General features: G+C 66.4%; 24 protein-coding genes. 15 read left to right on the top strand and 9 right to left on the bottom strand.

Annotation, left to right across the window (positions count from 1 at the left end; all coding sequences use genetic code 11):
* Positions 1-87: 87 nt before the first annotated feature.
* The 3 genes from J5M86_RS11530 to rpsI all read left to right on the top strand — a co-directional run bounded on the left by J5M86_RS11530 (position 88) and on the right by rpsI (position 1,493).
* Complete coding sequence (locus tag J5M86_RS11530) at positions 88-228, top strand: hypothetical protein (RefSeq protein ID WP_188059291.1); 141 nt, start codon at positions 88-90, stop codon at positions 226-228.
* 277 nt (positions 229-505) lie between these two features.
* On the top strand, positions 506-955 hold the full coding sequence (gene rplM, locus J5M86_RS11525) for a 50S ribosomal protein L13 (protein WP_188059292.1): 450 nt from the start codon (positions 506-508) through the stop codon (positions 953-955).
* A gap of 34 nt (positions 956-989) precedes the next feature.
* Positions 990-1,493: a 30S ribosomal protein S9 gene (rpsI, locus tag J5M86_RS11520; protein ID WP_188059293.1), complete on the top strand. Its 504-nt coding sequence runs from the start codon at positions 990-992 to the stop codon at positions 1,491-1,493.
* Positions 1,494-1,587: 94 nt separating this feature from the next.
* On the opposite strand, the gene J5M86_RS11515 is transcribed toward rpsI, so the two are convergent.
* Complete coding sequence (locus J5M86_RS11515; RefSeq protein ID WP_188059294.1) at positions 1,588-2,115, bottom strand: helix-turn-helix domain-containing protein; 528 nt, start codon at positions 2,113-2,115, stop codon at positions 1,588-1,590.
* Between the two features lie 174 nt (positions 2,116-2,289).
* On the opposite strand from J5M86_RS11515, the gene glmM reads away from it, so the two are divergent.
* Positions 2,290-3,639, top strand: a complete 1,350-nt coding sequence (glmM, locus tag J5M86_RS11510) for a phosphoglucosamine mutase (protein WP_188059295.1) — start codon at positions 2,290-2,292, stop codon at positions 3,637-3,639.
* Between the two features lie 124 nt (positions 3,640-3,763).
* On the opposite strand, the gene J5M86_RS11505 is transcribed toward glmM, so the two are convergent.
* The 4 genes from J5M86_RS11505 to J5M86_RS11490 are packed head-to-tail and all read right to left on the bottom strand — an operon-like array spanning position 3,764 to position 7,726.
* The gene (locus tag J5M86_RS11505; protein WP_188059296.1) at positions 3,764-4,606 is read right to left on the bottom strand and encodes an MOSC domain-containing protein; all 843 of its coding nucleotides are present in this window, start codon (positions 4,604-4,606) and stop codon (positions 3,764-3,766) included.
* 4 nt (positions 4,607-4,610) lie between these two features.
* Complete coding sequence (locus J5M86_RS11500; protein ID WP_188059297.1) at positions 4,611-5,468, bottom strand: hypothetical protein; 858 nt, start codon at positions 5,466-5,468, stop codon at positions 4,611-4,613.
* Positions 5,469-5,525: 57 nt separating this feature from the next.
* On the bottom strand, positions 5,526-6,014 hold the full coding sequence (locus J5M86_RS11495; RefSeq protein ID WP_188059298.1) for a carbonic anhydrase: 489 nt from the start codon (positions 6,012-6,014) through the stop codon (positions 5,526-5,528).
* A 26-nt stretch (positions 6,015-6,040) separates the two neighbouring features.
* The gene (locus J5M86_RS11490) at positions 6,041-7,726 is read right to left on the bottom strand and encodes a fumarate hydratase (protein WP_188059299.1); all 1,686 of its coding nucleotides are present in this window, start codon (positions 7,724-7,726) and stop codon (positions 6,041-6,043) included.
* Between the two features lie 335 nt (positions 7,727-8,061).
* Between J5M86_RS11490 and katG the strand changes: the two genes are divergently transcribed.
* The 9 genes from katG to J5M86_RS11445 all read left to right on the top strand — a co-directional run bounded on the left by katG (position 8,062) and on the right by J5M86_RS11445 (position 17,696).
* Complete coding sequence (gene katG / locus J5M86_RS11485) at positions 8,062-10,302, top strand: catalase/peroxidase HPI (RefSeq protein WP_188059523.1); 2,241 nt, start codon at positions 8,062-8,064, stop codon at positions 10,300-10,302.
* Between the two features lie 273 nt (positions 10,303-10,575).
* Positions 10,576-11,898, top strand: a complete 1,323-nt coding sequence (locus tag J5M86_RS11480; RefSeq protein ID WP_188059300.1) for an extracellular solute-binding protein — start codon at positions 10,576-10,578, stop codon at positions 11,896-11,898.
* On the top strand, positions 11,895-12,845 hold the full coding sequence (locus J5M86_RS11475; RefSeq protein WP_318275881.1) for a sugar ABC transporter permease: 951 nt from the start codon (positions 11,895-11,897) through the stop codon (positions 12,843-12,845). The genes J5M86_RS11480 and J5M86_RS11475 overlap by 4 nt, the downstream gene beginning before the upstream one ends.
* Positions 12,846-12,882: 37 nt before the next feature.
* Positions 12,883-13,707 carry a carbohydrate ABC transporter permease gene (locus J5M86_RS11470; protein ID WP_370587307.1) on the top strand — a complete coding sequence of 275 codons (825 nt, stop codon included), beginning with the start codon at positions 12,883-12,885 and terminating at the stop codon, positions 13,705-13,707.
* A gap of 42 nt (positions 13,708-13,749) precedes the next feature.
* Complete coding sequence (locus J5M86_RS11465) at positions 13,750-15,006, top strand: ABC transporter ATP-binding protein (RefSeq protein WP_188059302.1); 1,257 nt, start codon at positions 13,750-13,752, stop codon at positions 15,004-15,006.
* 122 nt (positions 15,007-15,128) lie between these two features.
* Positions 15,129-15,821, top strand: a complete 693-nt coding sequence (locus J5M86_RS11460) for an energy-coupling factor ABC transporter permease (protein ID WP_188059303.1) — start codon at positions 15,129-15,131, stop codon at positions 15,819-15,821.
* Positions 15,818-16,174, top strand: coding sequence for a PDGLE domain-containing protein (locus tag J5M86_RS11455; RefSeq protein ID WP_188059304.1), 357 nt, complete (start codon positions 15,818-15,820; stop codon positions 16,172-16,174). The genes J5M86_RS11460 and J5M86_RS11455 overlap by 4 nt, the downstream gene beginning before the upstream one ends.
* A complete protein-coding gene (cbiQ, locus tag J5M86_RS11450) occupies positions 16,171-16,932 on the top strand; it encodes a cobalt ECF transporter T component CbiQ (protein WP_188059305.1) in 762 nt (253 codons plus the stop codon). The genes J5M86_RS11455 and cbiQ overlap by 4 nt, the downstream gene beginning before the upstream one ends.
* Positions 16,929-17,696, top strand: a complete 768-nt coding sequence (locus J5M86_RS11445) for an energy-coupling factor ABC transporter ATP-binding protein (protein WP_188059306.1) — start codon at positions 16,929-16,931, stop codon at positions 17,694-17,696. Before cbiQ ends, J5M86_RS11445 begins: the two co-directional genes overlap by 4 nt.
* Here J5M86_RS11445 and J5M86_RS11440 read toward each other — a convergent pair.
* Together J5M86_RS11440 and glpX are read right to left on the bottom strand one after the other, a co-directional pair.
* Positions 17,665-18,606, bottom strand: a complete 942-nt coding sequence (locus tag J5M86_RS11440) for a carbohydrate kinase (RefSeq protein ID WP_188059307.1) — start codon at positions 18,604-18,606, stop codon at positions 17,665-17,667. The two genes, J5M86_RS11445 and J5M86_RS11440, sit on opposite strands and share 32 nt — an antisense overlap.
* A gap of 8 nt (positions 18,607-18,614) precedes the next feature.
* Positions 18,615-19,607 (bottom strand): class II fructose-bisphosphatase, encoded by a 993-nt coding sequence (gene glpX, locus J5M86_RS11435; protein ID WP_188059308.1) that lies wholly within the window; start codon positions 19,605-19,607, stop codon positions 18,615-18,617.
* A gap of 65 nt (positions 19,608-19,672) precedes the next feature.
* Here glpX and J5M86_RS11430 point away from each other — a divergent pair, with 65 nt between their 5' ends.
* Positions 19,673-20,320 carry a DUF4245 domain-containing protein gene (locus J5M86_RS11430; protein WP_208965021.1) on the top strand — a complete coding sequence of 216 codons (648 nt, stop codon included), beginning with the start codon at positions 19,673-19,675 and terminating at the stop codon, positions 20,318-20,320.
* 86 nt (positions 20,321-20,406) lie between these two features.
* Here J5M86_RS11430 and J5M86_RS11425 read toward each other — a convergent pair whose 3' ends face one another.
* Together J5M86_RS11425 and xseA are read right to left on the bottom strand one after the other, a co-directional pair.
* Positions 20,407-20,664 carry an exodeoxyribonuclease VII small subunit gene (locus tag J5M86_RS11425; RefSeq protein WP_188059310.1) on the bottom strand — a complete coding sequence of 86 codons (258 nt, stop codon included), beginning with the start codon at positions 20,662-20,664 and terminating at the stop codon, positions 20,407-20,409.
* A gap of 10 nt (positions 20,665-20,674) precedes the next feature.
* A complete protein-coding gene (gene xseA / locus J5M86_RS11420; RefSeq protein WP_188059311.1) occupies positions 20,675-21,916 on the bottom strand; it encodes an exodeoxyribonuclease VII large subunit in 1,242 nt (413 codons plus the stop codon).
* Between the two features lie 346 nt (positions 21,917-22,262).
* Between xseA and J5M86_RS11415 the strand changes: the two genes are divergently transcribed.
* The gene (locus J5M86_RS11415) at positions 22,263-23,282 is read left to right on the top strand and encodes a 4-hydroxy-3-methylbut-2-enyl diphosphate reductase (RefSeq protein ID WP_188059312.1); all 1,020 of its coding nucleotides are present in this window, start codon (positions 22,263-22,265) and stop codon (positions 23,280-23,282) included.
* Positions 23,283-23,308 lie beyond the last annotated feature (26 nt).

The following is a 23,308-nucleotide window of genomic DNA, read 5'->3' as shown; positions in this document are numbered from 1 at the left end:
TGAACTCCCCACTCGCGCCCGGGTGCTGAACTGCTCGGAACGTGGTCGGGCTCCACCATCGGGACCGACTTCGAAGGCTCGGCTGCGATGCGCTACTCCGTCACGATCTCCACCCCGAACACCACTTACACCTACAACACCGACACGACCGACGCGAACGGCTGCGTCACTGCTCGTACGACGCACGTCGTGGAAGTCGTCGGTGGTAGCTGGACCTACAGCTTCTGACCTGCGCGAACTGGAACGGCACGGTGCCCGCTCGGGTGCCGTGCCGTTCCGCGTGGCCATGCCCGGAGTATTCGCACAATAGTTGTGCGATCTTGCTCAGGGCTGACTGATGCGAGTAGCGGTCTGCGTCCAATTCGGTTGGAGTGTAACGGAATTGAACGATTTGGAGACGTTGGCTGCCCGCAACTACCCTTGAACAGTTGCCTACAGCCGTGCGCTGCCGGGCCGGACGTCCCACCGGGCGCTCCGCAACGAACTTGATCAGTAAGGAAGACGAGTGCGTACCTACACGCCCACGACCGTTGGCGCTCAGGCCGACCGCAAGTGGCACGTCATCGACGCCACCGACGTCGTGCTCGGCCGCCTCGCGTCGCAGACCGCGACGCTGCTGCGCGGCAAGCACAAGCCGACGTTCGCCCCGCACATCGACACCGGTGATTTCGTCATCATCATCAACGCCGACAAGGTCGCGTTGACCGGTGCCAAGCTGGAGAAGAAGCGGGCCTACCGCCACTCCGGTTTCCCGGGCGGTCTGAAGTCGATGTCCTACACCGAGCTCATGGCCAAGGACCCCGCCAAGGCGGTCGAGAAGGCTGTGCGCGGCATGCTCCCCAAGACCACGTTGGGCCGCAACCAGCTCGACAAGCTGAAGGTCTACGCCGGTGCCGAGCACCCGCACGCCGCTCAGCAGCCCGTCCCGTTCGAGATCACCCAGGTCGCGCAGTAAGCGCCCGCGGTCCACATAGCTTTCAAGGAGAATCGTGGCTGACCAGATCGACGTCGACGCCCTCGAGGCCGACGAGCCCCAGCTGTCCGAATACACCAGCGAGTCCACCGAAGCCGTTTCGGCTGAGCCGACCCGCCGCCCGTCGGCGTCCGCTCCCGGCGCCGGCACCGGCCGCCGCAAGCAGGCCGTCGCCCGCGTCCGGATCGTTCCGGGCACCGGCGAGTGGAAGATCAACGGTCGCACCCTGGAGAACTACTTCCCCAACAAGGTGCACCAGCAGATCGTCAACGAGCCGCTGACCCTGCTCGAGCTGGACGGCGCGTATGACGTGCTCGTCCGCGTGCACGGCGGTGGCCCCTCCGGCCAGGCCGGTGCCGTTCGTCTCGGCGTTGCCCGTTCGCTGAACGGTGTCGACGAAGAGCTCAACCGTCCCGCGCTGAAGAAGGCTGGCTTCCTGACCCGTGACGCTCGCGTCCCGGAGCGCAAGAAGGCTGGTCTGAAGAAGGCCCGTAAGGCTCCGCAGTACTCCAAGCGCTGAGTCCGCACGCCGCTTCTTCGCGGTCGACACCCCTGGCAGATGTCTTTCTGCCGGGGGTGTTTCGCGTTCGGTCGGAGTTTGCGAGCGGTGCGTGTCAGGCCGGATCGACCGGCAGTGGATCGATGAAGACTGCGATCCGTCGGGCGCCGGGGCTGCCGGCGCCGATGCGGCGATAGCGCTGGTTGAGTTCGTCGAGTTCGGCCAGATACGCCACGAACTGCTCCTCGGTGGCGAGCACAGGCACGTCCCGCAGACCGCACGATTCCTGCCAGATGGGAGCCCAGGCGTCCTGCTCGTCGATCCAGCGGTGGGCACGGGTGGCGAAGTGGTCGACGTAATCGTGGTCGAGCCAGCGTTCGGTGGCCGCTTCGTCCTCATCGAGGGGTTGCGATGTCTCCTCGTCGTCGTCCACGACCGCCCAGACCCGTGTTTTGGCGTTACCCAGACCGGTGTCTTCAACGAGCCCGGCCGACTCCAGCACACGCAGGTGATAGCTGGTCGCTCCAGTGTGGGTGTCGAGTGCGCGAGCCAGCTCAGCGCTGGTGGCCGCACCGTCGATCCGCAGGTGGGCGACGATGCGCGAACGCAGGGGATGGGCCAGTGCCCGCCGAGGCTGTGACATCAGCGCAATCCTAGGCATTCTGGCGTTTTCGCGGAGCGCGCCGCCCTGCGAGGTGGTGGGAATGAGGTGCTGCGGGCGTACACTCGATCGGATGCGTGGCCGCGGCCGCGTATTGCTGGACCGATTTCAAGGGGCCTAGCGGTCCGACCACCTCTTCGACTAGGAGATGAGTAAGTGGCGCGTCTTTTCGGCACCGACGGAGTACGTGGGCTGGCCAACGGCCCGGTCATCAACGCTGACACGGCCCTGCGGCTTTCCGAGGCGGCTGCCCGGGTTTTCGGGCGCACGATCACCGGTGGAGCACAGCGCATGACAGCGGTCGTCGGACGTGACCCGCGGGCTTCTGGGGAGTTTCTCTCCGCCGCAGTGATCGCCGGCCTCGCCTCCAGCGGTGTCGATGTGTACGACGTGGGGGTGCTCCCCACTCCGGCTGTTGCCTTCCTGACCGCCGACCTCGGCGCCAACTTCGGTGTGATGCTGTCGGCCAGCCACAACGCCATGCCTGACAACGGCATCAAGTTCTTCGCGCTCGGCGGCCACAAGTTGCCCGACGAGGTCGAAGACCGCATCGAAGCCGCCATGGACGCCCCGGCCGATCGGCCGACCGGCGCCGCTGTGGGACGCGTGCACCGCGTCGACGACGGCGCCGAGCGTTATGTCGCGCACCTGCTCAAGGCCTTGCCCCACGAGTTGGCGGGCCTGCACGTCGTCGTCGATGCCGCTCACGGCGCTGCCAGCGAGGTCGGCCCGGACGCCTTCCGCCGCGCCGGTGCACAAGTGACCGTCATCGGTGCCGAGCCCGACGGCCTCAACATTAACGATGGCTACGGATCCACCCACCTCGACAAGCTCAAGCAGGCGGTCGTGGAAGCCGGTGCTGATTTCGGCGTCGCCTTCGACGGCGACGCCGACCGCTGCCTCGCCGTCGACGCGAGTGGCACTGAGGTCGACGGCGACCAGATCATGGCGATCCTGGCCGTCGGTATGAAGGAGCGGGGCGCGCTCAAGGAAGACACCCTCGTCGCGACCGTGATGAGCAACCTCGGTCTCTACCAGGCGATGGAGCAGCGCGGTATCAGCATCAAGCAGACGGCGGTCGGTGACCGTTATGTGCTGGAGGAGATGCGCGCCAGCGGTTACAACCTCGGCGGCGAGCAGTCGGGGCACGTCATCCTGACCGACGTCGGCACCACCGGTGATGGTGTGCTGACCGGCCTCATGCTGGCTGCCCAAGTGGCCTCGTCCGGCTCGACGATGGCGCAGCTGGCCACCGTGATGACCCGCCTGCCCCAGCACATGGTCAACGTCAAGGGCGTGGACAAGGCGGCAGCCAGCACCCACCCCGTGGTGTTGAACGCCATCTCCGAGGCTGAACTCGAACTCGGCGACAACGGCCGGGTGCTGCTTCGCCCCTCGGGCACCGAGCCGGTCGTCCGGGTCATGGCCGAAGCTCCCACCGCTGAACTCGCGCAGCAGATCACGGCTCGCCTGGCAGCTGTGGTGCAGACCGAGCTCGCGCTCTGAGCATTCGCTGAGTCGCCCCAGCGACTTCTCGACAATCGCGGCCCTTGTCTGCAGTCGCGGCGGCCCGTAACCGCCGCACCCGCAAACAGGGGCCGCAGCTGTTGCTGGAAGGGCCGCGTTCGGCTTAGTCGGCGACGATTTCGTCGCCGACGCTGATCGTCCCCTCGGAGTCGGGGATGAGGTGGATGGCCATCCAGGTGCGCCCCTCGTCGCGTCGGTATCGCGCGAGCGTCCGCACCGGCTCCTTGCCGCCCTCGAAGGTCTCTGGGTCGACCGTGGTCATGACGCACCGGGAGACCCGCTCGGCCACCCGGAAGTCGACCGTGCCCACCCGCACCCGCGACCAGGTGTCCTCCGCGAAAGCGGTGTCGACGCCATCGATCAGGATGTTGGGTCGAAAGCGCTCAGCGCCGAAGGTCGGCGGTTTTTCGCCGTGTTCGAGCGCCTCTTGGGCCAACCAGTCGCCCAGTTGACGCACGGACGCCGTGCTGAGCAGAGTCACCGGAGACCCGTCCTGGAAGCGCGCGTGGTCGCCGTCGCGGCTGTGGTCGAGATCCAGTGCGCGAAGGGCAGGTTCCGAACACCAGACGAGGTGCAGGCCGCTCGTGCCCAGAGCCCGGTCGAGCCAGTCGTCGGCTTCCTGCCCGGCCGACCTCGCCGGCATGGGCGGATAGTTGAACATTGTGACCGTTGCCGGCTGGCCCACGAGCGGCCGGTCGATCAGGAGTGGCTCGACGCCCGGCGCGGACAATCGCAGGTCGGAGCCGCCGCGCAGTCCGGTGACAGCGGTGTCGGCCGTGATCGAGTAGAGAGGTTTGAGTTCGCGAGCACTGACGAGTTCGCCGAAGTCGTTGACGACCATCCACTCGCGGTCGCCGGCCAGCCCGGCGCGGGTGACCTGCGCCTGCTCGACCGGACGAATGGCCGTGCTCTTGACCGGATGGACGTTCAGGGCCGTGATCCGCATGCGTTCAGCCCTTCCGGCGGGTGCCGGGGAGGTATCCGCTGTCGATCACGGCCTTCACGAACGGCTTCGCCGTCGTCACTATTGCTTCGGCGTCCGGCACCTTGGCCCAGAACGACGCAGCAGCATGGTCGGTCTGTCTCTCCATTTCGTCGTAGAGGCCGCCCCCGGCGTCGGTCATGGTGCCCTCGTCGTCCAGCACGCCCTTGGCCAGCAACGACGCGGTGCCGGCGTCCCAGTCCTCGTCCGACCAGCCGCGGGTCAGCTGAGTCGTCTTGCGGCCCAGCGTGCGCCTCCGCAACGCCGGGTCGGGGTGCGGGGCTTCGTGCAGCACGAGTGCCTCGACGGGCGACAGGCCGGCCAGTACCAGCGCCGCGACATGGGCGTCGCCGCGGTATTCACGCGCAACCGCGATCGCATGCCACAACTGCAGGTGCGGCTCACTGGGCCACGGCGCGAAGGCCCACGCGGCGGCGAGCGGACGTCCGGCGTAGGACGCTTCGCCGATGCCCACCCGGAGCGCGCCGACGATCGTCGACAGGTCGGGGGAGTCGATCAGCCCGCCGAGGGCGTCGCGCAACGAACGGTCGACAGCTTCGGTACAAGCGGCTTCCACCTGTGGCAGGCCCGCGGAAAGCGCGGCGTTCCAGCCGTGGTTGACGTAGGCGGGGTTGAAGTTGAAGAAGGTCGCCGTGACGACCGGCACCGTGCAGCGACCCAACGGTGCTGCGCGGCCACCGAAGTAGAAACCGAGCTGGTCAAGGCCGAGCGACTGCTGGGCTGCCTCGTTGTGCGGATTGAAGTACGCGAGCACGTGATACGGCTCGAGGGTCTCGTACGCCGCGCGGGCCAAGGGAGCACTCATGCACCCCACCCTATTTCTCGCCCGCGCTCAGACGGGTGCGAGCAGACCGGTGTCGACTCAGACGGGTGCGAGCAAACCGGTTTCGACGTCGTAGATGAAGCCCCCCACCTCGGCCTTGTCGCCGATCAGGGGATGGCTGCGCACCTTCATCACGTCGTTGCGCAGCGCTTTACGCTGGTCGTCAACAACGTGGAAGCGCTGCCAGGTGGAATCGGAGCCGGTGATCTCGTTGATCTTCTCGTGCAGCTCGTCCTCGGTGCTGGAGGCCATCGCGCACTTGGTGTGGGGGATGACCACCACGCGGTCGACATTCAGCAGGTGCACGGCGAGCACCAGAGCCTCCAGCGCCGCTTCAGTGACGCGGCCACCGGGATTGCGGAAGATCTTTGCGTCGCCCGGCTTCAACCCGAGCATGCCGAGGGGGTCGATGCGTGAATCCATGCAGGTCACCACGGCGACACCGGCTTTGGCGATGCCGTCAAAACCTTTGAGCGAGAAAGAATCTGCGAACTTGCGGTTCTCTTCGAGCAGATCGTCGAAGGGCATACCGGTGGTCCTTTCGGTCGGTGTGATCAGAGGCCCGGGCGGGTGCTGATCGTGAACGCGGTCGGCTTGGCCGTGGCGGCGAAGAAGTCGTCGCCCTTGTGGTCGACCACGATGAAGGCCGGGAAGTCCTCGACCTCGATCTTCCACACCGCTTCCATGCCGAGCTCCTCGTATTCGAGCACCTCGACGCTCTTGATGCAGTCCTTGGCAAGTCGTGCGGCGGGCCCGCCGATCGAGCCGAGGTAGAAGCCGCCGTGCTCCCGGCAGGCGTCGGTGACCTGCTTGCTGCGGTTGCCCTTGGCCAGCATCACCTTCGAACCGCCCGCCGCCTGGAACTGGTCGACATAGCTGTCCATCCGCCCGGCCGTCGTCGGGCCGAAGGAACCGGACGCGTAGCCCTCGGGCGTCTTGGCAGGCCCGGCGTAGTAGACGGGGTGGTCCTTGAGGTACTGCGGCATCTCCTCGCCGGCGTCCAGGCGTTCCTTGATCTTGGCGTGCGCGATGTCGCGTGCCACGACCAAGGGGCCCGTGAGCGAAAGACGGGTCTTCACCGGGTGCTGGGTGAGCTCGGCCAGGATTTGCTCCATCGGCTGGTTGAGGTCGACGGCCACGACGTCGTCCGAGCCCTTGTCCTCCAGTTCCTCGTGGGTGGTCTCGGGCAAGAAGCTGGCCGGGTCGGTCTCCAGTTGTTCGATGAAGACACCCTCCGGCGTGATCTTGCCCAGGCACTGGCGATCGGCGGAGCAACTCACTGCGATCGCCACGGGAAGCGATGCACCGTGTCGGGGCAGGCGCACGACACGTACGTCGTGGCAGAAGTACTTGCCGCCGAACTGTGCGCCGATGCCGAAGTTGCGGGTGAGTTCCAGGACACGCTCCTCCAGCTCCAGGTCACGGAAGCCATGGGCGGTCATCGAGCCTTCGGTCGGCAGCTCGTCCAGATACTTAGCTGACGCGTATTTCGCTGTCTTCAAAGCGAATTCGGCGCTGGTGCCGCCGATCACGATCGCCAGGTGGTACGGCGGGCACGCAGCGGTGCCGAGCGAGCGCAGCTTCTCGTCCAGGAATTTCAGCATCGCGTCGGGGTTCAGGACGGCCTTGGTTTCCTGGTAGAGGAAGGACTTGTTCGCCGAACCTCCGCCCTTGGCCATGAAGAGGAACTTGTAGGTGGTCTCGTGACCGGCCGCGGTGTCGGCGTACAGCTCGATCTGGGCTGGCAGGTTGCTGCCGGTGTTGCGCTCCTCCCACGTGGTGATCGGGGCCATCTGCGAGTAACGCAGATTGAGCTTGGTGTAGGCGTCGTACACGCCTCGCGACAGTGACTCCTCGTCGGGTGCATCGCCGTCGACGAGCACATGCGCGCCCTTCTTGCCCATGACGATCGCGGTGCCGGTGTCCTGGCACATCGGCAGCACTCCGGCAGCAGCGATGTTGGCGTTCTTGAGCAGGTCGAGGGCGACGAACTTGTCGTTGTTGCTCGCCTCGGGGTCATCGAGGATCGACTTCAGCTGCGCCAGGTGTGCCGGACGCAGGTAGTGCGCGATGTCGTGCATGGCCGTTGACGCCAGCAGCTGCAGGGCCTGCGGATCGACCTCCAGGAAGGTGCGTCCGCCGGGCCCTTCGACCGTGCGGACACCGGCGTCCGACAGCTTGCGATAGGTCGTGCTGTCGGGACCGATCGGCAGCAGGTCTTCGTAGGCGAACTCAGCCATGTCACTCCTTGGATCAACGCGTCGGATTCAGGGTATTCCCGTCATCGCGCGGGGCGTCCACGGGTCCGTCCGCACAGCGGGCTTAATTGGAGTCATTCCAATAAAGCGCATGGGCTGATGGCATGCCGAACGAGACCGCCGCCGACCTGCGAGCCGCGGGTCTGCGCGTGACCGAGCCGCGAGTGGCCGTGCTCGAAGCCGTTCGTCGTCGGCCGCACGCGCCGGCCTCGGATGTCGTGGAGCAGGTGCGCTCGATCGCGGCCTGTGCCCGACCTGTCGGGCCAACCCCTAGACCTCATTCGTCCAACATCCGCAACAGCATGAAGGGAAGCTCGATGACCGACCTCCAGGAAACGCAGCCGGAAGACGGAGTCACCGTCACCAGCGACGAGACCGTTGGTGCCCAAGGATCCGACGGCTGCCCGGTGATGCACGGCCAGCCGCACCCCACCCAAGGTGACGCCAACCAGCGGTGGTGGCCCAACCGGCTCAACCTGAAGATCCTGGCCAAGAACCCCGCAGTCGCCAACCCGCTCGGCGACGACTTCGACTACGCCGCGGCCTTCGACGTGCTCGACCTCGCCGAGGTCAAGGCCGACATCGCGCACGTCCTCACCGACTCCAAGGACTGGTGGCCGGCCGACTTCGGCACCTACGCCCCGTTCATGGCCCGCATGGGCTGGCACTCCGCCGGCACCTATCGCGTGATGGACGGCCGCGGCGGTGGCGGCACCGGTCAGCAGCGCTTCGCTCCGCTGGACAGCTGGCCCGACAACGTCAGCCTCGACAAGGCCCGTCGTCTGCTCTGGCCGGTCAAGAAGAAGTACGGCAAGTCACTGTCGTGGGCCGACCTGATGATCCTCGCGGGCAATGTCGCGCTGGAGTCGATGGGCTTCAAGACGCTCGGCTTCGCCGGCGGTCGCGTCGATGCGTGGGAGCCGGACGACGACGTCTACTGGGGTCCGGAGACCACCTGGCTGGGCGATGAGCGCTACACCGGCGACCGCGACCTGGAGAGCCCGCTCGCGGCCGTCCAGATGGGTCTGACCTACGTCAACCCAGAGGGCCCGAACGGCAACCCCGACCCAGCGGCGTCCGCCGTCGACATCCGCGAGACCTTCGCCCGGATGGCGATGGACGACGAGGAGACGCTGGCATTGATCGCCGGCGGCCACACCTTCGGCAAGACGCACGGCGCGGCCGACCCCGACAAGTACGTCGGTCCCGACCCGCAGGCTGCTCCGCCGGAGCAGCAGGGCCTGGGTTGGAAGAACAGCTACGGCACCGGTGTCGGCGACGACACCATCACCAGTGGCCTGGAGGTCACCTGGACCTACCACCCCACCCGCTGGGACAACGAGTTCTTCCACATCCTGTACGCCTACGAGTGGGAGCTCATGGAGAGCCCCGCGGGCGCCAAGCAGTGGCGGCCCAAGAACGGCGGCGGCGACGACATGGTGCCGCTCGCGCACGGCGAGGGCCGGCGTGAGCCCCGCATACTGACCAGCGACATCGCGCTGCGGGTCGACCCGGCGTACGACAAGATCGCCCGCAAGTTCAAGGACGATCAGGACGCGTTCGCCGACGCCTTCGCCAAGGCGTGGTTCAAGCTCACCCACCGCGACATGGGTCCGGTCAGCCGTTACCGCGGCCCGGAGGTGCCGTCGGAGACCTTCACCTGGCAGGACCAGGTGCCGGCGGTCGACCACGAACTGGTCGACGCGTCCGACATCGCGCAGTTGAAGCAGAAGATCGCCGACAGCGGCCTGACTGTCTCCGAACTGGCGTCGACCGCGTTCGCCTCGGCCGGCTCCTACCGGGGCAGTGACAAGCGCGGCGGCGCCAACGGTGCCCGCGTGCGCCTCGAGCCGATGCGCTCGTGGGAGGTCAACAACCCACAGCAGTTGTCGAAGGTGCTCGGCACCCTCGAGCAGATCGCCGGTGATTTTAACCAGGGTGACAAGAAGATCTCTGTCGCCGACCTCATCGTGCTCGCAGGCGGCGTGGGTGTCGAGCAGGCAGCCAAGGCGGCCGGTGTCGACGTCGAGGTGCCCTTCACCCCGGGTCGCACCGACGCCACTCAGGAAATGACCGATGCCGAGTCGGTCGCCTACCTGGAGCCGAAGGCCGACGGCTTCCGCAACTACGAGCGCGGTGACAACAGGCTCCCCGCGGAGTACCTCCTCATCGACCGCGCGAACTTGCTCGGCCTCAGCGCGCCGCAGATGACGGTGCTGCTGGGTGGTCTGCGGGTGCTTGGCGCCAACAGTGGCGGCTCGCAGGCCGGCGTGCTCACCGACCGTCCGGGTGTGTTGACGAACGACTTCTTCGTCAACCTGCTCGACCTCGACACGGTGTGGGAGGCGGACGGTGACGGTTACCGCACTACCAACAACGCCAAGGGTGCGCAGTGGACCGGCAGCCGCGCCGACCTCGTCTTCAGCGCCAGCTCCGAACTGCGCGCCGTCGCTGAGGTCTACGCCTTCGACGACGCCGGCGAGAAGTTCGTGCACGACCCCGTGCAGGCGTGGGTGAAGGTCATGGAGAACGACCGGTTCGATCTCGCGCGCAAGTGACGAGTTGACCGCTTCGGTCGGGAACGGGCCCGCAGCCACTGCCTGCGGGCCCGTTCGCGTCCGGCCCCCGATACTGGTCGGATGACCAGGCTTCGCGCGGGACGACTGGTGTGCCGCAACGGTTCCGGCCGTGTCCAAATCGAGACCTTCCAGGCATTAGACACGCGTTGCGTACCGCGCCGGCGACACTAAGGTCTGAATGTCGTGACATTTGTCACAGCTGGGTGGTAGGAATCCTTCGATCACCCGCAGGACATGACAGGAGCGGATCACATGACAAGCCGATCGCCACACCGGCGTGGCGCAGCGTTCATCGCAGCGTCCGCGCTCGTGGCAAGCATGGGGCTTGCTGCGTGTAGCAGTGGAGATTCCGGGGGCGCCCCAACCCTCACGTGGTACATCAACCCCGACGGTGGCGGTTCCGACCCGTCGCCGGAGAAGGGCGGCCAGGCTTATCTGGCGGCGGCCTGCACCAAGGAAGCCGCCGGCAAGTACAAGATCAAGGTCGAGCAGCTGCCCAACAGTGCGAGCGACCAGCGCACGCAGTTGCTGCGCCGCCTCGCCGCCGGCGACTCCTCGATGAGCATCATGAGCATCGACCCGGTCTTCGTCCCCGAGTTCGCCGAGGCCGGTTACCTCGCTCCGGTACCGCAGGCGATGGAAGCCGACTTCAAGAACGACCGCGTGCAGTCGGCCATCGACGCCTCGACGTGGAAGGGCAAGCTGGTCGCGGTTCCGTTCTGGGCCAACACCCAGCTGCTGTGGTATCGCAAGAGCGTGGCGCAGCAGGCCGGTCTCGACATGAGCAAGCCAGTCACCTGGGATCAACTGATCCAGGCCGGGCAGAAGAGCGGCAAGAAGATCGGTGTGCAGGCCAAGCTCTACGAGGGCTACACCGTGTGGATCAACGCACTGGTCTCCGGCGCGGGCGGCAAGATCGTGGAAAACCCCGGCGCCACGTACGAGAACACCAAGCTCGGTCTCGACACCGACGCCGGCAAGAAGGCGGCCGAGGTCATCAAGAAGGTGGCCACCTCCGGTGTCGGCGGTCCGGCCGTCGGGTCGTCCGACGAGACCGCTGCGCTCGACCTCTTCAAGTCGGCCAACGGTGGCTTCCTGCTCAACTGGCCCTACGTCTACGCGGCCCTCTCGGGGGAGAAGGTCAAGTGGCTCGACGACGTCGCTGCTGCTGTCTACCCGCAGACCGTGGCCGGCAAGGACTCCGCGCCGCCGTTCGGTGGCATTCAGCTGGCGGTCGGCAAGAAGTCGGCCCACCCGCAACTGGCCTACGAAGCGGTCAAGTGCATCACCAAGCCCGAGCACCAGGCCATCTACATGGCCAAGACCGGTAACCCAGCCAGCTCGAAGGCGGTGTTCGACGACGCCGAGGTGAAGAAGGCTTTCCCCAACGGCATCGCCGCTCTCATCCGTAAGTCGCTCGACCAGGCCGTGCCGCGTCCGCAGACGCAGTACTACGGCGACGTGTCGACCGGCCTACAGATGAAGTTCAGCCCGCCGAACGCTGTGAACGAGCAGACTCCGGCCACGGCGCAGAAGTTCATCCTGTCTGTCCTGAAGGGAGAGGCACTGCTGTGAGTACCGCAACGCAGGAGACCCGTTCGGCGAAGGCCGACGGCGCCAAGAAGATGTCCGACCGGGCCAGGGGCGAACGCAACCTCGGGTGGAAGCTGGCCGGCCCCGCCTTCGTGGTGATGGTCTTCGTCACGATGTACCCGATCCTCTACGCCGTCTACCTGTCGCTGTTCAACTACCGGTTGACCGACCCGGCGGGCAAGAAGTTCGTGGGCCTGAAGAACTACATGACTGCTCTGAGTGACGGGCTGTTCTGGGAGGCCTTCACCACCACGTTCATCATCGTGGTCATCACCCTGGTCTTCGAACTGATCCTCGGTTTCGGCCTGGCGATGCTCATGAACAAGGTCGTGATCCCGCGGCGCACGCTGCGCACGATCGTGCTGATTCCCTACGCGATCATCACGGTGGTGTCGGCGTTCGCGTGGCTGTACGCCGCCAAGATCGACACCGGCTTCTTCAACCACTGGCTGAGCACGTTCACCTTCGGGGCCTTCCCCGAGGACTACAACTGGTTCGGCGGACGCTGGAGCTCGATCGCGATCATCTGTATCTCGGAGATCTGGAAGACCACGCCGTTCATGTCGCTGCTGCTGCTGGCCGGCCTCGCCCAGGTCGACAGCGCACAGGAAGAGGCGGCCAAGGTCGACGGTGCCACCTGGTGGCAGCGCCTGACCAAGGTGATCCTGCCCAACATGAAGGCGGCCCTCATGGTGGCGGTTCTCTTCCGCACCCTGGACGCCGTCCGCATCTACGACAACCCGTACGTCATGACCGGCGGTGCGAACAAGACCACCAGCCTTTCGATGCTGGTCGCCCGGGAAACGATCGACCGCGTCGAGATCGGAATGGGTTCGGCGCTCGCAGTGATCCTGTTCATCATCGTGCTGATCATCGCGGCGATCTTCGTCAAGGGCTTCAAGGTCGATCTCGCTGGCGGAAGGAACTGAGATGGAAACCAACGTCAGCAACAAGTCGAAGTGGGGAATGTTCGGCATCGCCATCCCGGTGATGCTCTGGACGATCATCCCGATCCTGTGGATCTTCGCCACGTCCTTGAAATCGGATGCCGCACTGGCCGACAAGAGCCAGAACATGTTCGGCAACTTCTGGCCCAAGGACCCGACCTTCGACAACTACAAATTGATCTTCACCGGCGGCGCGAGCGACCTGTTCAAGCCGGCCCTGTGGAACTCGATCATCGTCTGTCTGATCGCCACGCTCATCAGTGTCGTGCTCGCCACGTTCTGTGCCTACGCGATCTCGCGCCTGGACTTCCCCGGTAAGAAGCTGATCCTGACCACGGCGCTCGCAGTGTCGTTCTTCCCGGTCATCGCCATGGTGACGCCGCTGTTCAACCTCTGGCGTCAGATGGGCCTGTTCGACACCCTTCCGGGTCTGGTCATCCCTTACCTCGCGCTCACGTTGCCGCTGTCCATCTGGACGCTGTCGGCCTTCTTCCAGCAGATCCCGTGGGAGATGGAGCAGGCGGCACAGGTCGACGGCGCGACCAGCTGGCAGGCCTTCCGCAAGGTCATCGCCCCGCTGGCTGCACCGGGTGTCTTCACCACCGCGATCATCGCGTTCTTCACCGCGTGGAACGACTTCGTGTTCGCGATCAACCTGACCTCGGAGAACGCACGCACGGTGCCGGCGGCCCTGGCCTTCTTCACCGGCGCGAGCCAGTTCACCCAGCCGACGGGCGCCATCTGTGCGGCCGCCGTCGTGGTCACCATTCCCGTCATCATCCTGGTGCTGCTCTTCCAGCGCCGGATCGTCTCGGGCCTCACCTCCGGTGCCGTCAAGGGCTGACCGGGCCATCTCGAACGCCCTTTGGAAAGAAAGGCACATTTCATGTCAAGCATCGAGTTGAAGAACATCGTCAAGAAGTACGGCGATGGCTTCCCGGCCGTGAACGACGTGTCGTTGGACATCGCCGACGGCGAGTTCATGATCCTCGTCGGCCCCTCTGGTTGCGGTAAGTCGACCCTCCTTCGGATGGTCGTGGGTCTGGAGGACATCACGACAGGAGACCTGCTGATCAACGGCAAGCGGGTCAACGACCTCGCCCCGCGTGACCGCAACCTGTCGATGGTTTTCCAGAACTACGCCCTCTACCCGCACCTCACCGTGGGGGAGAACATCGCCTTCCCGCTGCGCCTGGCCAAGGGCCAGCACAGCGAGCAGGAGATCCAGCAGAAGGTGAAGGACGCCGCGAACATGCTGGAGCTCAACGACCACCTCGAGCGCAAGCCCGCCAACCTCTCCGGTGGTCAGCGCCAGCGTGTCGCGATGGGCCGTGCGATCGTCCGCGACGCCGACGCGTTCCTGTTCGACGAGCCGCTGTCGAACCTCGACGCCAAGCTTCGTGGTCAGATGCGCACCGAGATCGCGCGCATGCAGCGCCGTCTCGGCATCACCACCATCTACGTCACCCACGACCAGACCGAGGCCATGACCCTCGGCGACCGCGTGGCCGTGCTGAAGAAGGGTGTGCTGCAGCAGTGTGCTTCGCCGCGCGAGCTCTACGAACAGCCGATCAACCTGTTCGTCGCCGGATTCATCGGCTCGCCGCCGATGAACTTCCTGCCGGCACGCGTCGACGGCGATGTGCTGAAGCTGCCCTTCGTCGACGTCCCGATGGACGCTCAGCTCGCGGAGAAGGTGCGCGGCAAGGAGTTGGTCATCGTCGGTCTGCGGCCGGAGTACATCAAGGACGCCTCGCTCGGCGACAACGTCCAGGGTGTCAACTTCACCGCTAATGTCGACCAGACCGAATGGCTGGGCAACGAGCAGTACGCCTACATCCCGTTCGAGGCCGACTCCGCCGTGCAGCACAAGCTCGAGGAGCTCGACCGCGACCTCGACGGTGAAGGCATGCGCACCCAGATGATCGTCAACCTCGACTCCCGCTCGCGGGTGCTCGAGGGCGACGACGCGGAGCTGGTCTTCGATCCGGCGTTGATGCACGTCTTCGACCCCGAGTCGGGTGCCAACCTCACTCGCAACGAGGAGAAGGCCGCCGAGATCGCGCGCGACTCCGAGGCGCAGCGCAAGGCTGCTCTCGAGCGCGCCCGCGCTCGCGAGGCCAAGGCGTCCAAGGCTTCCTGACGCCAGGTTCCAGCAAGCGGCCCGCTCTCCTTCGGAGGGCGGGCCGTTTGCTGTGGTGCCGGTTCCAAGCAGGTCGGTCACCAGATGCGATGGAGTCGCATCTGAGCGATAGGCTGCGCCTCATGCACGTTCCCGATGGATTTCTCGACGCCCCCACCTCGGTGGGCACGGGCGTCGTCGCCGCGGCCGGTGTTGCCCTCGCCCTGCGCGGCGCTCGCCGTGAGCTCAGCGAGGCCGCAGCGCCGCTCGCCGGGCTGGTCGCCGTCTTCGTGTTCGCCGCGCAGATGCTCAACTTCCCGGTGGGTGCCGGCACATCTGGTCACCTGCTCGGTGGTGCGCTCGCAGCCATCCTGGTGGGGCCCTACACCGCCACCCTTGCCATCACCGTCGTGCTGCTCGTCCAGGCGTTGCTCTTCGCCGACGGCGGCGTGACTGCCCTCGGCACCAACATCGTCCTCATGGCCCTGGTCGGGGTGTGGGGTGGCTGGTTCATCTTCCGCGGTGTGCAGGCAGTGCTTCCCAAGCGTCGGACGATGGTGCCGGTGGCCGCCGCGGCAGCCGGGCTGCTGAGTGTGCCCTTGGCTGCGCTCACCTTCGCCGGGCTGTACGCCATCGGCGGCACCGCCCCGATCGCGTTCGACAAGCTGGCCACCGCGATGGTCGGCTGGCACCTGCTGATCGGCATCGGTGAAGCAATCATCACCACGCTTGCGGTGTCGTCCGTGCTGGCCGCTCGCCCAGACCTGGTGTTCGGTGCCCGCCGATACCAGGACGACAAGCAACTGGAGATTCGCACCTCGGAGGTGACGGCATGAACACGCAGACGCCTCGTCGTATCTCCACCCGCACGGTGGTCCTGGTCGGTGCCTTGGTGTCGGCCGTGCTCGCCGGGCTGGTCTCCTTCTATGCCTCCAGTCACCCGGACGGCCTGGAATTCGTCGCCGAGAAGCTCGGCTTCGACTCCGAAGCGGCTGATTCGCACACCGCAGACTCTCCGCTGGCGGACTACGCCGTCTCCGGAGTGGCTGATCCGCGAGTGTCGGGAGGACTCGCGGGTCTGGCCGGCTTGGTGGTCGTCGCCTTGGTGATGGGCGCCCTGGTGTGGTTGCTGCGCCGCGGCCGCTCGACCTCCGGGGAGCGGCACGACCGCGACGACGCCGTGAGGTGAGCGGGTCCCACGGGCATTCGCTGCACTTCCACGCCGATTCGCCGGTGCACGCACTCGCGCCGGAGATCAAACTGGTCGCGCTCCTGCTCTTCGTGGTGTCGGTGGTCGTCACCAGCACCTCGCAGTGGTGGTGGTTCGCGATGCACGCCGCGTTGTTGGTCACTGCGGTGCGGCTCTCACGGGTGCCTATCGCCCACCTGGCGCGCCGAGCCTGGGTGGAGATCCCGTTCATCGTCTTCGCGCTCGTGATGCCCTTCGTCGCTTCTGGTCCGCGGACGCAGGTGCTCGGCGTCGAGGTCTCCGAGCCCGGCCTGCACGCCGCAATTGCCCTGCTCATCCGGGGCACCCTCGGTGTCCTCGCCTCGCTGCTGTTCGCTGCCACCACCCAGGCGCCCGACCTCGTGATCGGCCTCGACCGGCTGCGACTGCCGCGCCAGCTCGTGCAGATCCTCGGGTTCACCGTGCGCTACCTGGACGTCGTGACCGGGCAGCTTCGCAGCATGCGGATGGCGCGTGAGGCACGCGGCTTCCAGGCGTCCTCGGTGCGTCACTGGCCAGTGTTGGCCAGCACCGCCGGAGCGTTGTTCATCCGCTCTTACGAACGCGGCGAACGAGTGCATCTGGCGATGCTCGCCCGCGGGTACGGTGGCCGGATGCCGCGCAGCGAGAGTGCTCCCGTACCACCAGCCACCTGGGCACGTGCGCTGACGATTCCCGCAACCGCCACGGTGATCGCGATCGTGAGCCACCTGTCGTGAGCACGCCCGTGCTGGACGTCCGCGGTCTCGCCTTCGCCTATCCCGACGGTCACCAGGCGCTCTTCGGCGTCAACCTGCATGTGCACCGTGGGGAGCGGGTGGCGCTGCTCGGCCCCAACGGTGCGGGGAAGACCACACTCGTCCTGCAGCTGAACGGCATCCTGCCTGCGGGTGCTGGCTCGGTCGCCGTCTCCGGCCTGCCGGTGGACGACAAGAATCTGCTGGAGGTGCGCCGCCGGGTCGGCCTCGTCTTCCAGGATCCGGATGACCAACTGTTCATGCCGACGGTCGCCCAGGATGTCGCCTTCGGCCCGCGGAACCTTGGCCTGCGCGGAAACGAACTCCAGGAGCGAGTGACCCATGCGCTGGAGCAGGTGGGTATGGCCGAGTTCGCCGACCGGCCGCCCCATCACCTCTCCTTCGGACAACGGCGCCGGGTCGCGATCGCGACCGTGCTGGCGATGGAGCCGGAGATCCTGGTGATGGACGAGCCCAGCTCCAACCTCGACCCGGCCAGCCGTCGCGAGATTGCCGCGATCGTGGAGTCGCTGGACGTCACGATGCTCATGGTCACCCACGATCTGCCCTACGCGGCGCAGTTGTGTGAGAGGTCGGTCGTGCTGTCAGGCGGAGTGATCGTCGCCGATGGGCCCACGCTCGACCTGCTCGCCGACAACGACTTGATGCAGCGCTACCGGCTCGAACTGCCCTACGGCTTCGATCTGTCGAAGGTCAGCCCTCGAGGCCCAGTTCGGCGCGGGTAGGTGGCTGCGCACCCGCGCGCGACACCGTGACTGCCGACGCTGCGATGCCTCGGTCGAGAGCCGGCATCACCTGAGACCAGGTCGCCGACTCCAGGCGAGCGCGGGCCGAGACATCGCCCAGCAGGCCGGCGTCCAGCAGGCCGCTGATTAAGCCAGCCATGAACGAATCGCCGGCACCGACTGTGTCGACCACCGAAACCTTTTGTCCCGCAACGGGTCTGACCAGATCTTCGACCGAGCCGTTGGACAGGCACGCGATGGCGCCCTGCGGCCCGCGCGTGACGACCACCAGCGAGGGGCCGAGCTGTGCCCACAGCCTGGCCATCTCGCCGACCGACACTGCGCCGCCGTACATCCACTCGATGTCCTCGTCGCTGGCCTTGACCACGTCGGCATAACCGATCAACTGCTCGATGTCTGAGCGCACATCTCCCGGACGCCCCATCAACTGCGGACGACAGTTGGGGTCGAAGGAGATCGTGCCGACCCGGCGATGTGCCAGGGCCGCATCGCGCACCCCCGTCGCGCCGGGTTGCAACACCCCGGCGATCGAACCGGTGTGCAGATGGCCGACGTCCTGCTGGGGGAGTTCGTACGGCAGTTGCCAGTCGATGTCGAACTCGTACGAGGCCGCGCCGGTTGCGTCGAGCAGTGCCTTCGCGGTGGCGGTGCATTGCGCGCCGCGGCTGCCCTCGACCAGTTCGACGCCGTCGCGCTTGAGGTGGTCGACGATGGCCGCACCGCGTTCGTCGTCACCCAGCCACGCCGCCAGCTGGGCGGGGTGACCCAGGCGGGCCAGGCCGATCGCGACATTGAGCGGTGAGCCGCCCACGTGTTCGCGGGACGTGCCATCTGTCGACCGGACAATGTCGATGAGCGCTTCACCGACGACCAAGGTGGGGGATTGCATTGAGATCCTCAGCGGTAGTCGTCGACCTTGGACGGCAGGTGACGCGCCTCGATCAGCCGGATCGTGCCGCTGCGCGAGCGCATCACGAGCGACTGGGTGAGGGCTCCACCGTGCTCGTAACGCACACCCTTCAACAGTTCCCCGTCAGTGATGCCGGTGGCCACGAAGAAGCAGTTGTCGCTGGTGACGAGTTCCTCGGTCGAGAGCACCGCATCGATGTCGTGGCCGGCGTCGATGGCGCGCTGCTTCTCGTCGTCGTCGATGGGCCAGAGGCGACCCTGGATCACGCCGCCCATGCACTTCATGGCGCACGCGGTGATGATGCCCTCGGGCGTACCGCCGATGCCGAGCAGCAGGTCGATACCCGTGCCGTCCCGGGCAGCCATGATCGCGCCCGCCACATCGCCGTCACTGATGTAGCGGATCCGGGCGCCGGCGTCCCGCACCTCTTGCCCCAGCTTCTCGTGACGGGGACGGTCGAGCATCACCACGGTGACGTCGGAGCGGTTCATGCCCTTGGCCTTGGCCACGCGGCGGATGTTCTCGGCCACCGGGAGGCGGATGTCGACCACGTCGGCGGCCTCGGGACCAGTGGCCAGTTTGTCCATGTAGAAGACAGCGCTCGGGTCGTACATCGAGCCGCGCTCGCTGACGGCCATGACCGCGACCGCGTTGTTCATGCCCTTGGCGGTCAGGGTGGTGCCGTCGATCGGGTCGACCGCCACATCGACCTCGGGCCCGGTGCCGTCACCGACCTTCTCCCCGTTGAACAGCATCGGCGCGTTGTCCTTCTCGCCCTCACCGATCACGACCGTGCCGTTCATCGAGACGGTGCTGATGAGCTCGCGCATCGCGGCCACCGCCGCCCCGTCAGCGGTGTTCTTGTCGCCGCGGCCGACGTACTGGGCACCGGCCATCGCTGCCGCCTCCGTCACCCGCACCAACTCCAGGGCGAGGTTGCGGTCGGGTTTGATCGTGAACGAGGGCTGAGCGGTGGTCATGGTGCTCCTTCGATCGTGGCGGATTGGCCCGAGCCTATCGGTGCGATTACAGCAGTTGACCGGCGATGAGGGACGATGAGCAGGTGACCGTCGACAATTCCGCTGATCGGCAGCAGCCGAGCTCTGATCAGCAGACCCCTCCGCAGCAACCCGCCTCCGAGCAGCCGGCCCCGCCGAAGCGTCGCGGCATGCCCGGCAACGCCAAGAGCATGATCATTTCGATGCTCGTGGTCGCGGCCGCGGTGCTGGGGTGGAACGCCTTGGTGCCCCGTGTGGAGAAGGTCAACCGCCCTGGCGTCGACGTCGCCGGCATCGCCCGCGAGACCAACATCAGCCAGAAGTGGACGGTGTCGTACCCGCAGCCGGCACCCAAGGGCTGGATCCCGGCCAATGTGCGCGTCGTGAAGTTCGAGAAGCTGCCGCCGACCTGGCAGGCGGGCTATGACCTGCCCGACAGTCGCTACATCGCGGTGCTGCAGACTGACAAGCCGGACGAGTTGTGGCGCAAGCAGCAGACGAACTACGGCACCGAGCAAGGCACTCTGCAAGCCGGGGGAGCCACGTGGACGAAGTACTACCGCCCGTCCAACAAGCAGGTGAGCATCGTGCGGGCTGAGCCGTTGAACGGCATGGCCACGATCGTCACCGGCAAGGCCGACTGGGATCAGCTGGTCACTTTCGCCGGACTGCTGAAGCCCGCCGCGACGTCCTGATCGCCGCTCGGGTCAGTCGGCGAGGTCGTCCTGGCTGCGACCGCCTGATCGCATTCGGGACTGGGGGATGTTCGTCCCGTGCTGGCTCAGTCCTGATCGCGGTCGTCGGTGAGTTTCTGGACGCGGGTCTGGGCGTCGTCCAGCCACCGGTGACAGTGGGCCGCCAAGGCCTCGCCGCGTTCCCAGAGCTTCATCGACTCCTCCAGGGTGGCTGAGCCGTTCTCAAGGGTCGACACGATCCGGGCGAGTTCGTCGCGGGCCGCTTCGTAGCCGAGGTCGCCGATGTCGTCGTTCGCATCGCTGGCTGCTGACTTCGTCGACGACTTCGAGGGCTGGTCAGACATGGCCGCCACCTTACGCGTCGCTGGCTGCGACTGGTTTGACCGCGAAATCGCCGCGGGCGACCGTCACGCGTAGCAGATCATCGGCGTGCACCTGCTCCACATCGGAGATCACCTCGCCGTCCGCGTGGCGCACGACGGCATAGCCGCGATCGAGGATGTGCTGCGGTGACAGCGCTCGCAGCTGTGCACTGAGTCGGGTGATCTCGTCGTGCCCGCGTTCGAGGCGATGCGACAGCCGGATTCGACCACGGTCCTGCAGTCGGTCGACATCCTCACGGCGGGTCTCGACCATGGTCATCGGACGGGTGAGCACCGGCCTGCTGCGCAGCATGTCGATGCGGTGTCGCTCCTGGGTGATGCGCTGGTGCAGCGCGCGGGCGCCGGCTTCGTGATGCCGCCGCACTAGAGCCAGTTGCTCACGAAGGTCGGGCACGAGCAGTTTGGCGGCGTCGGTGGGTGTGGAAGCGCGCACGTCGGCCACGAAGTCGAGAAGGGGGTTGTCGACGTCGTGGCCGATCGCGCTGACGACCGGCGTGTGGGCAGCGCTGACGGCGCGCACGAGTGTTTCGTTGGAGAAGGGGAGCAGGTCTTCGAAGGAGCCGCCACCGCGGGCGATGACGATCACCTCGACCTCGGGTGATGCATCGAGTTCGGCGAGTGCAGCGGTGACCTCCTCCACCGTGCTCACACCTTGCACTGCCACCTGCCGGATCTTGAAAGTCGTTGCAGGCCAACGGCGTCGGGTGTTCTCCACGACATCGCGCTCGGCGGCACTGTTGCGGCCGCAGATCAGCCCGACCCGTTGCGGAGCGAAGGGCAACGGGCGCTTGCGGGACTGGTCGAAGACGCCTTCACTGCGCAGCAGTTGCTTCAGCCGCTCGACCCGGGCGAGGAGTTCACCGATGCCGACCGCGCGGATCTGGCGGGCGTCCAGTTGGAGGGTGCCCTTGGTCGCCCAGAAGGTCGGCTTGGCGTGCATCACCACGCGCGCGCCTTGCTGCACCGCCGGACCCATCGCGTTGAGCGTGTTGATGTGGGTGGTGACCGACATCGACAGATCGGCGTCCGTGTCGCGCAACGTCAGGAAGACCGTCGGCGCTCCGGGACGCCGATTGATCTGGACGAGTTGTCCTTCCACCCACACCGGCGGCATGCGTTCGACGTACTCACCGATCTTCATCGACAGCAGCCGCAGCGGCCATGGCTGCTCGGCGGTGGTGTCGCCGGCCTTCTCAGGGATGGGAGAGCTCACCTGCCCGAGAATAGGCGGCGGTGCTCGGCTGGCCTGGAGGATCGGGTTCGGCGCCCCTCCACAAACCGGACGCAAATAACACGTTTCTGCGCGAAAAACGTGTCATTTGCGTCCGGTTTGTGGCTCCACGACGTCCGGCCAATGCGAAACGGTCCGGGTGTGCCCTCCCCTGAACGACACACCCGGACCGCTTCGGTCCTGCAATCCCCCGCGGCACCCCCGTGTCCGCGTCATGGGGTTGACGCGACGGGGTCGCGGTTCGGTTGCATCCAGATCGGATTGTCTTGACATGCGAGACGATCGCCGGGAATTCGGGTCAGCGCACGACTCGCCTACCATGGAAGGCATGACTGCCACCATCGAACCCACCGCTTCCAAGCGCGTTCTGCTCGCTGCCCCGCGCGGCTATTGCGCCGGCGTCGACCGCGCGGTGGTGACGGTCGAGAAGGCGCTCGACCTCTACGGCCCGCCGGTCTACGTGCGCAAGGAGATCGTGCACAACAAGCATGTCGTCACCACGCTGGAGAAGCGCGGCGCGATCTTCGTGGAGGAGACCGACGAGGTGCCCCACGGCGCCACGGTCATCTTCTCGGCACACGGCGTCGCTCCAGTTGTCCATGAGGAGGCGGCTTCGCTGTCGCTGAAGACGATCGACGCCACCTGCCCGCTGGTCACCAAGGTGCACCGCGAGGCCGTGCGATTCGCCAGTGACGACTTCGACATCCTCCTGATCGGGCACGAAGGCCACGAAGAGGTCGTCGGCACCGCCGGCGAGGCGCCCGAGCACATCACTCTGGTGCAGAGCCCTGACCACGTCGACGAGGTCGAGGTGCGCGACCCCGACAAGGTGGTCTGGCTCTCGCAGACCACACTGTCGGTCGACGAGACCATGGAGACGGTGCGTCGCCTCCGCGAGAAGTTCCCCAAGTTGCAGGATCCGCCGTCGGACGACATCTGTTACGCCACGCAGAACCGTCAGCTCGCGGTGAAGCAGATGGCCCCCGAGACCGATCTGATGATCGTCGTCGGCAGCCGCAACTCCTCCAACTCCGTGCGTCTGGTCGAAGTGGCTCTCGACCACGGTGCCAAGGCCGGTCACTTGGTCGACTATGCCGACGAGATCGACGAGTCGTGGTTCGAGGGCGTGCAGACCGTCGGCGTCACCTCCGGCGCCTCGGTGCCTGAAGTGCTGGTGCGCGACGTGCTCTCCTACCTCGCCGAGCGAGGTTATGAGGACGTCAAGCCGATCGTCGCGGCCGAGGAGAGCCTGCTGTTCGCTTTGCCGACGGAGCTACGTCGCGACCTCAAGGCCAAGAACGGCAAGGACGCCGACAAGGTGCGTCACGACGCCGGTTCGCTGCACTGATCCGCTGAAGCGACGGACGATTGCCG

This window comes from Yimella sp. cx-51 (assembly GCF_017654605.1).
Lineage (GTDB): Bacteria > Actinomycetota > Actinomycetes > Actinomycetales > Dermatophilaceae > Yimella.
Note: the sequence above shows the minus strand (reverse complement) of the source record. Positions and strands in the feature narration are given on the sequence as shown.

What these genes read in the sequence shown, in the direction of transcription:
- J5M86_RS11430 (WP_208965021.1), top strand. Translation starts at nt 19,673, where the DNA reads ATGAGGGACGATGAGCAGGTGACCGTCGACAATTCCGCTGATCGGCAG.
- J5M86_RS11460 (WP_188059303.1), top strand. Translation starts at nt 15,129, where the DNA reads ATGCACGTTCCCGATGGATTTCTCGACGCCCCCACCTCGGTGGGCACG.
- J5M86_RS11530 (WP_188059291.1), top strand. Translation starts at nt 88, where the DNA reads ATGCGCTACTCCGTCACGATCTCCACCCCGAACACCACTTACACCTAC.
- J5M86_RS11515 (WP_188059294.1), bottom strand. Translation starts at nt 2,115, where the DNA reads ATGTCACAGCCTCGGCGGGCACTGGCCCATCCCCTGCGTTCGCGCATC.
- J5M86_RS11415 (WP_188059312.1), top strand. Translation starts at nt 22,263, where the DNA reads ATGACTGCCACCATCGAACCCACCGCTTCCAAGCGCGTTCTGCTCGCT.
- J5M86_RS11490 (WP_188059299.1), bottom strand. Translation starts at nt 7,726, where the DNA reads ATGGCTGAGTTCGCCTACGAAGACCTGCTGCCGATCGGTCCCGACAGC.
- J5M86_RS11495 (WP_188059298.1), bottom strand. Translation starts at nt 6,014, where the DNA reads ATGCCCTTCGACGATCTGCTCGAAGAGAACCGCAAGTTCGCAGATTCT.
- glpX (WP_188059308.1), bottom strand. Translation starts at nt 19,607, where the DNA reads ATGACCACCGCTCAGCCCTCGTTCACGATCAAACCCGACCGCAACCTC.
- J5M86_RS11500 (WP_188059297.1), bottom strand. Translation starts at nt 5,468, where the DNA reads ATGAGTGCTCCCTTGGCCCGCGCGGCGTACGAGACCCTCGAGCCGTAT.
- J5M86_RS11425 (WP_188059310.1), bottom strand. Translation starts at nt 20,664, where the DNA reads ATGTCTGACCAGCCCTCGAAGTCGTCGACGAAGTCAGCAGCCAGCGAT.
- J5M86_RS11455 (WP_188059304.1), top strand. Translation starts at nt 15,818, where the DNA reads ATGAACACGCAGACGCCTCGTCGTATCTCCACCCGCACGGTGGTCCTG.
- katG (WP_188059523.1), top strand. Translation starts at nt 8,062, where the DNA reads ATGACCGACCTCCAGGAAACGCAGCCGGAAGACGGAGTCACCGTCACC.
- J5M86_RS11505 (WP_188059296.1), bottom strand. Translation starts at nt 4,606, where the DNA reads ATGCGGATCACGGCCCTGAACGTCCATCCGGTCAAGAGCACGGCCATT.
- J5M86_RS11465 (WP_188059302.1), top strand. Translation starts at nt 13,750, where the DNA reads ATGTCAAGCATCGAGTTGAAGAACATCGTCAAGAAGTACGGCGATGGC.
- J5M86_RS11440 (WP_188059307.1), bottom strand. Translation starts at nt 18,606, where the DNA reads ATGCAATCCCCCACCTTGGTCGTCGGTGAAGCGCTCATCGACATTGTC.
- J5M86_RS11480 (WP_188059300.1), top strand. Translation starts at nt 10,576, where the DNA reads ATGACAAGCCGATCGCCACACCGGCGTGGCGCAGCGTTCATCGCAGCG.
- J5M86_RS11470 (WP_370587307.1), top strand. Translation starts at nt 12,883, where the DNA reads ATGTTCGGCATCGCCATCCCGGTGATGCTCTGGACGATCATCCCGATC.